The following is a 6,682-nucleotide window of genomic DNA, read 5'->3' as shown; positions in this document are numbered from 1 at the left end:
CGCCTGGACGCGCGCCGCCGGACAGGACGTGGTGCTGGCACGCGGCGCGGCGGGTGCGCCGCACGTGCTGTCGGCCACCCAGGCAAGGCCGTATGCCTTCACCGACACGGCACTGCGTCAAGCGGCCGCGCAATTGCTGCCAGGCGCTGCGCTGCGCGAGGTGCAGGTGTTGCACGCTTATGATTTCTATTACTACGCGCGCGACGAACATGCGATGCTGGGTCATATTGAAAAACCCCTGCCCGTCTGGCGTCTCGTCTACGACAATCCCCAGGCCTCGTGGGTCTATCTGGATCCCCGCACCGGCCTGATCCAAGGCCGCCAGGACCGCAGCAACCGGGTCAGCCGCTGGCTGTTCGCCTTCCTGCACAGCTGGGACTGGACTGGCTTGTTGTCGCGCCGCCCGCTATGGGATGCGCTGCTGATCTTCCTGAGCCTGGGCGGCGCCGCCCTGAGCCTGACGGGCGTGGTCATCGGCTGGCGCCGGCTGGGCAGGAAGCTGCGCGCCTGATGGCGCGCGGCGGATGCACTATGCTCACCCTCTTGCAGACGAAACCCCGCATCAAGGAGCCACCATGTCCGACGTCACCATTTATCACAACCCCAAGTGCGGCACGTCCCGCAATACGCTGGCCATGATCCGAAACGCCGGCATCGAGCCGAACGTGGTGCTATATGTGGAAACGCCCCCGTCCCGCGCCACCCTGAAGGCCTTGTTCAAGCAGGCCGGGATCAGCGTGCGCGACGCGCTGCGCGAAAAGGGCACGCCCTATCTGGAGCTGGGCCTGGACAATGCTTCCCTGCCGGACGACGCACTGCTGGACGCCATCGAACAGCACCCGATCCTGCTGAACCGCCCCTTCGTATCGACGCCGCTGGGCGCCCGCCTGTGCCGCCCCAGCGAACTCGTGCTGGACATCCTGCCGGCGCCGCAACAGGGCGCGTTCACGAAGGAAGACGGCGAGCTTGTCATCAATGCCGACGGCAAACGCATCCAGAAGTAAAAGCGTGCGCGGACGGCGCCTTTTGTAAGCGGATTGACGGGAACGCTCTTTACCATCGCGGCTATTGATTATTACGCTGTGATGACGTGCCATGGATTTCCTGGAAGGCTTCAACCGCTCCCTTTTTCTTCTGATAAACGCCGCCCCGGCCACCCCTGCCTGGCGCATTCACGCCGCCATGCTGGTGGCCAATCAGCTGATCCTGCTGGTGCCGGCGGCGCTGGCGGCGCTGTGGTTGTGGGGCGGCGAGGCGCAACGCAGCCTGGCGCTGAAGGTGTTGGCAAGCATCGCCGTGGCGTTGTTCGCCAGCTATCTGTGCGGCGCGCTGTGGCCGCATCCGCGCCCCTTCGCGATCGGCCTGGGGCAGGCGTTCTTCCCGCACAAGGCGACGTCGTCGTTCCCCAGCAACCACACCATCATCATCGCCACTTTCGCGTGGGCGCTGATTTTCGACCGCCGCTGGGCAGGATGGGGCTGGGCGACGCTGCTGGCCGCCGCCGTGGTCGGCACGTCGCGCGTGTACCTGGGCGTGCATTTCCCGCTGGACATCGTGGGCGGCCTGATCCTGGCGCCGGTCGCGGCGGGCGTCGCGGCACGGGTATGGAACCGCGCCGGCGCGCCGCTGACGCGGGCCCTGCAAGGCGTTTATCGCAAGCTGCTGGCCCTGCCGATCGCGCGGGGCTGGATCCGCGCCTGACCGACCGGCCGCAGTTGAGCGGCCGGCCTCAGTTAATCGCGACCTTTGCGTCTTTGACCAGCTTGGCGTAATTCTCGGTGTCGGTCCCTATCCGGGCCCGCATCTGCGCCGGCGTGTCGCCGACAGGCACCGCGCCGATCTCCGCCATGCGGCGCGAGAAGTCCGGCGACTTGATGATGGCCACCATCTCGGCGTTCAGTGTCGTCACGATGTCCTTCGGGACCGCCGCCGGCGCCAATACGCCGAACCACGTCCCCATGTTGAACGGCTTCAACCCCGCCTCTTCCATCGTGGGCACGTCGGGAAGCGCCGCCGACCGCTGATTGGTGGTCACGGCCAGTGCGCGCAGCTTGCCGCTCTGGATATGCGCCAGCACCGGCGTGATGGTGTCGAACGACATGTCGATCTGGCCGCCCAGCAGGTCGGACGTCAACGGGCCGCTACCCTTGTACGGCACGTGCAGCAACTGCACATGGCCTTCACGTTCGAACTGCGCGCCGATCAGGTGCTGGCCGGTGCCCATGCCGTTGGACCCGTAGGTCAGCTTGCCCGGCGCGGCCCGCGCCAACGTCAACAGCCCCTGCACATTTTTCGCGTCCACTTTCGGGTTGACCACCAGCACGTTGGGCACCAGCGCCACCGTCGTCACGGGTGCGAAGTCCTTCTGGAAGTCGTAGTGCAGGCTCTTGTAGACGCTGGTGGCGATGGTGTGGTGCACCGCGCCCATCAGCAGCGTGTAGCCGTCGGGCGCGGCCTTGGCCACATAGTCCGCGCCCAGGGTCGACCCCGCGCCCGGCTTGTTCTCCACCACCACCGGCTGGCCCAGGCGCTTGGCCAGTTCCTGCCCCAGCGCGCGGGCCAGCACGTCGGTCGTGCCGCCGGCCGGGAACGGCACGATCAGGTTCACCGGCCGCGTGGGATAGGTCTGCGCCACCGCGACGCCGCCCGCCAGGGGCAGGCTCAACAGGCACGCGAACGCCAGGGCGCGCGCGCGTAAGGCTTGCTTGGACATGCTTGTCTCCTTGGGATACGAATGGACTTCGCTTCTTGTTGTGTCACCGGAAGCCGCCCGTGGTCTTATGCCTTGGGTCGGGTATCGGGGTAGTGCTGCCGGCTGTTGCTTGCGGGTATCGCCATCAGGCGCCGCGTCCGGGACTTTCCCGCTTACGCGGCCCGGGCCTGTCCCCCTGCCGCCAATTGCGCGCAGACCGCCGCCGTCACCTGTTCCGTCGTCGCGACGCCGCCCAGGTCGCGGGTATGCAGGGCGGGATTCGCGGTCACGCTTTCTATCGCCTGCATCACGCGTGCGGCGGCAGCGTTTTCGCCCAAGTGCTCAAGCAGCATGACGACCGACCAGAACGTGCCCACCGGGTTCGCCAGCCCCTTGCCCATGATGTCGAAGGCCGACCCGTGGATGGGCTCGAACATGGACGGGTAGCGGCGTTCCGGATCGATATTGCCCGTAGGCGCGATGCCCAGGCTGCCAGCCAGCGCCGCGGCCAGATCGCTCAGGATGTCGGCGTGCAGGTTGGTCGCCACGATGGTGTCCAGCGACGCCGGGCGGTTGACCATGCGCGCGGTAGCGGCGTCCACCAATTCCTTGTCCCACGTCACGTCCGGGAATTCGCGGCTGATCTGCAGCGCGATCTCGTCCCACATCACCATCGCGTGGCGCTGCGCGTTCGATTTGGTCACGACCGTCAGCAGCTTGCGCGGACGCGACTGCGCAAGCCCGAACGCAAAGCGCAGGATGCGCTCGACACCCGCACGCGTCATGATGGACACGTCGGTGGCAGCTTCGATGGGGTGCCCCTGATGCACGCGGCCGCCCACCCCCGAATATTCACCTTCAGAGTTCTCGCGCACGATCACCCAGTTCAGCTGTTCGGGCGTGCAGCGCTTGAGCGGCGCGTCGATGCCGGGCAGGATCCGCGTGGGACGCACGTTGGCGTATTGGTCGAAGCCCTGGCAGATCTTCAGGCGCAGGCCCCACAGGGTGATGTGGTCGGCGATGTCGGGATCCCCTGCCGACCCGAACAGGATCGCGTCCTTGTCGCGTAGCGCGTCCAGCCCGTCGGCCGGCATCATCACGCCATGCTTGCGGTAGTAGTCGCCACCCCAGTCGAAATCCTGGAACTCGAAGCGCAAGCCGTTCTGGCTGGCCAGCGCTTGCAGGATGCGCTGGCCAGCGGGAATGACTTCCTTGCCGATGCCGTCGCCGGGAATGGTTGCGATGCGATAAGTCTTCATGGGCCGACAGGCTCCTTGCTGATAAGGGTCTGTCGGCACTTTACTGAGGAGAGGCGCCACGGACTGCGCCGGAATTCACAACATCTTTAACCTGGAGTTGAAAGTGGCGCTCAGCGCGTCGAATGCCTGGCCTCGTGTTCCAGCAGCCAGCGCTTGCGGTGCAGCCCGCCGCCGTAGCCGGTCAGCGACGCGTTGGCGCCGATCACCCGGTGGCACGGGATCACGATGCCGACCGGGTTGGCGCCGTTGGCCAGCCCCACCGCGCGCACGGCCGTCGGCCGATCGATGCGGCCGGCCAGGCTGCCGTAGCTGACGGTCTGCCCACCCGCGATACCGCGCAACGCCAGCCAGACCTGCCGCTGGAAGTCGGTGCCGCCCAGCGCCACGGGAAAGTCGTTGATGGCGGCCACGTCGCCGTCGAAGTACGCCTCCAGCACCCGCCGCGCCGCCGAGGCGCCCACCGCGTCCTGCACCTGCACCGCGTCTTTCCCGTACTGCCGGCGCAGCAGCGTGACCATGCGCGTCTCATAGTCTTCCCAATCGACCGCGCGCAGGCGCTGTTGCGAGTCCGTCAGCACCAGCATCTGGCCCAACGGCGTGGCAACGCGCTCCAAAGAGAATGTGTGGATCGGCATGGCCGGCTCCTGGTGACGTCTCGATGGCGTCAATATAAATCCCGCCCGGCCCCTAGACTGGCGGTTTTCGGACATCAGTGTGCGCCTCACAACCGTGTCCGAAAACCGCTAGATCCGGTCCTCGGCGCGGCGTTAGTATCACAGCATGGAACTGAACCACGACGCCTGCTACAGCGCCATCCAGGTGCGCGACGCCCGTTACGACGGCCGCTTCTTCACGGCCGTCAAGACGACCCGGATCTATTGCCGCCCGGTCTGCCCCGCGCGCACCCCGCTGTCGAAAAACGTCATATTCTTCTCGACGGCGGCTGCGGCGCAAGAGGCCGGATTCCACCCTTGCCTGCGCTGCCGGCCGGAAACCGCGCCGGAGTTGGGACCGGGACACGAACTGCCCGACAGCGTGGCGCGCGCGCTGCAATTGATTGAACTGGGCGCGCTGGACGACGACGGCGTGGACGCGTTGGCGCAGCGCCTGGGCGTAGGCGAACGCCAGCTGCGCCGCCAGTTCCGCCAGCATCTGGGCGCATCGCCCGTGGCGGTGGCGCAGACGCGCCGCGTGCTGCTGGCCAAGCAGCTGATCCACGAAACCCGCCTGCCGATGGCGGAAATCGCCTTCGCTTCAGGTTTTGGCAGCATCCGCCGCTTCAACGAGATTTTCCTGGACCTGTTCGACCGCGCGCCCGGCGAACTGCGCCGCTCCGAGCAGCCCGAGGTGTCCGCCGGACAGCACGGCGAAATCAAGCTGCTGCTGCGCTATCGCCCCCCCTACGACTGGGACGCCATGCTGGCCTTCCTGCGGTTGCGCGCCATTCCCGGCATCGAACTCGTCACTGAAGACAGCTACGCGCGCACCGTCAGCCTGGACGGCCATCAGGGCACGGTCACCGTGCGCCCGGGCACCGGCAACGCCTTGCAGGTCACCGTTCGCTTTCCCCGCCTGCAAGCGCTGCCCGCGATCATCGCGCGAGTGCGCCGCGTATTCGACCTGGCCAGCGACCCCATCGCCATCGCCGCGCAATTCGCCGGCGACCCGGTCATGACATCCCTGATCCAGGCCCGGCCCGGCCTGCGCGTGCCCGGCGCGTGGGACGGTTTCGAACTGGCGATGCGCGCCGTCCTGGGACAGCAGATCACGGTGGCCGCCGCCATCCGCCTGGCCGGCAAACTGGTAGCGGCGCACGGCGCGCCCTTGGCACAGCCCGAAGGCGCGCTGACCCATGTCTTCCCCGAACCCGCCGTCGTCGCCGCGGCCGAACTGGGCTGGCTAGGCATGCCCCGCAGCCGCGCCGCCACGCTATCGGCCGTGGGCGCCGCCGCCGTCGCCGACAAACACTTGTTCGACGCGGCCACCGGGCTGGAAGAAGCTATCGCGCGCCTGCGACAGATCCGCGGCGTGGGGGAATGGACGGCGCAATATATCGCCTTGCGCCAACTGCGCGAACCGGACGCATTCCCCTCGGCCGACATCGGCTTGATCCGCGCGCTGGAGAAACTGGAATCTCGGGAAGTCACGCCTGCGCAGTTATTGGCCCGGTCCGAGCAATGGCGGCCCTGGCGCGCCTATGCGGCACAGCATCTGTGGACGGCGTAGCGGCTAAGAGGATTCCGCGCTTGCGCGCGTAGCGCCGTCAAGGACATACTGGGCGGCCCGCGGCCAGGGGCGATGCGTCGCCCTGCCTGCCGCCATTTCGCTGCGCTACGCGCGGACGCTTTCAGGAACGGCCCCACTCATGCCCGTCTTGCCCCGTCGCCCTCAGCTCGTCGCGGCATGGCCCCTCAGCGCGGCCTGCGCGCTGCTGGCGATGATCGGCGCCGCGCCAGCCTGGGCCGCAGGCAATGACCCGCAAGCCCAAGCCTGGGCGGCTTCCTGTATTTCCTGCCACGCGCCATCGGCGCGACCGGCGTCTGCCATCCCGCCACTGGATGGCCTTGCCGCGGATTGGATCGCCACGCGCATGCGCACGTTGGCGGGCGCTGCCTCGGAGGCCGGCGTCATGGGCCAGATCGCCCGGGGCTACACCGATGCCGAGATCATCCGTATCGCGGACTGGTTTGCCGGACAACCCAAGGCGGACGCGCCATGAAGCGGCGTAGCG

General features: G+C 67.5%; 7 protein-coding genes and 1 pseudogene. 5 read left to right on the top strand and 3 right to left on the bottom strand.

What is annotated here, in order from left to right:
* The 3 genes and pseudogenes from HG262_RS30615 to HG262_RS30605 all read left to right on the top strand — a co-directional run.
* Nucleotides 1-511: pseudogene (locus tag HG262_RS30615) on the top strand (PepSY domain-containing protein); the annotation flags it as partial.
* 64 nt (nucleotides 512-575) lie between these two features.
* Nucleotides 576-1,004: an arsenate reductase (glutaredoxin) gene (gene arsC, locus HG262_RS30610; RefSeq protein ID WP_169274567.1), complete on the top strand. Its 429-nt coding sequence runs from the start codon at nucleotides 576-578 to the stop codon at nucleotides 1,002-1,004.
* 91 nt (nucleotides 1,005-1,095) lie between these two features.
* Entirely contained in the window at nucleotides 1,096-1,701 is a 606-nt protein-coding gene (locus tag HG262_RS30605; protein WP_169274566.1) for a phosphatase PAP2 family protein, read from the top strand.
* Nucleotides 1,702-1,729: 28 nt separating this feature from the next.
* On the opposite strand, the gene HG262_RS30600 is transcribed toward HG262_RS30605, so the two are convergent.
* From HG262_RS30600 to HG262_RS30590, 3 genes are all read right to left on the bottom strand, one after another.
* Nucleotides 1,730-2,713 carry a tripartite tricarboxylate transporter substrate binding protein gene (locus tag HG262_RS30600; RefSeq protein ID WP_169274565.1) on the bottom strand — a complete coding sequence of 328 codons (984 nt, stop codon included), beginning with the start codon at nucleotides 2,711-2,713 and terminating at the stop codon, nucleotides 1,730-1,732.
* A gap of 152 nt (nucleotides 2,714-2,865) precedes the next feature.
* A complete protein-coding gene (locus HG262_RS30595) occupies nucleotides 2,866-3,951 on the bottom strand; it encodes a tartrate dehydrogenase (protein WP_169274564.1) in 1,086 nt (361 codons plus the stop codon).
* A 110-nt stretch (nucleotides 3,952-4,061) separates the two neighbouring features.
* Entirely contained in the window at nucleotides 4,062-4,586 is a 525-nt protein-coding gene (locus HG262_RS30590; RefSeq protein ID WP_211187860.1) for a methylated-DNA--[protein]-cysteine S-methyltransferase, read from the bottom strand.
* Between the two features lie 145 nt (nucleotides 4,587-4,731).
* On the opposite strand from HG262_RS30590, the gene HG262_RS30585 reads away from it, so the two are divergent.
* Nucleotides 4,732-6,177, top strand: a complete 1,446-nt coding sequence (locus HG262_RS30585) for an AlkA N-terminal domain-containing protein (RefSeq protein WP_169274563.1) — start codon at nucleotides 4,732-4,734, stop codon at nucleotides 6,175-6,177.
* Between the two features lie 139 nt (nucleotides 6,178-6,316).
* Nucleotides 6,317-6,670, top strand: a complete 354-nt coding sequence (locus tag HG262_RS30580; protein WP_169274562.1) for a cytochrome c — start codon at nucleotides 6,317-6,319, stop codon at nucleotides 6,668-6,670.
* The last annotated feature ends 12 nt before the right edge of the window (nucleotides 6,671-6,682 follow it).

It is taken from the genome of Achromobacter sp. Bel (genome assembly GCF_012928505.1).
GTDB lineage: Bacteria > Pseudomonadota > Gammaproteobacteria > Burkholderiales > Burkholderiaceae_B > Achromobacter.
Note: the sequence above shows the minus strand (reverse complement) of the source record. Positions and strands in the feature narration are given on the sequence as shown.

Excerpts from the sequence above, each read along its gene's own strand:
- HG262_RS30580 (WP_169274562.1), top strand. The coding sequence starts at position 6,317 with ATGCCCGTCTTGCCCCGTCGCCCTCAGCTCGTCGCGGCATGGCCCCTC.
- arsC (WP_169274567.1), top strand. The coding sequence starts at position 576 with ATGTCCGACGTCACCATTTATCACAACCCCAAGTGCGGCACGTCCCGC.
- HG262_RS30590 (WP_211187860.1), bottom strand. The coding sequence starts at position 4,586 with ATGCCGATCCACACATTCTCTTTGGAGCGCGTTGCCACGCCGTTGGGC.
- HG262_RS30600 (WP_169274565.1), bottom strand. The coding sequence starts at position 2,713 with ATGTCCAAGCAAGCCTTACGCGCGCGCGCCCTGGCGTTCGCGTGCCTG.
- HG262_RS30585 (WP_169274563.1), top strand. The coding sequence starts at position 4,732 with ATGGAACTGAACCACGACGCCTGCTACAGCGCCATCCAGGTGCGCGAC.
- HG262_RS30595 (WP_169274564.1), bottom strand. The coding sequence starts at position 3,951 with ATGAAGACTTATCGCATCGCAACCATTCCCGGCGACGGCATCGGCAAG.
- HG262_RS30605 (WP_169274566.1), top strand. The coding sequence starts at position 1,096 with ATGGATTTCCTGGAAGGCTTCAACCGCTCCCTTTTTCTTCTGATAAAC.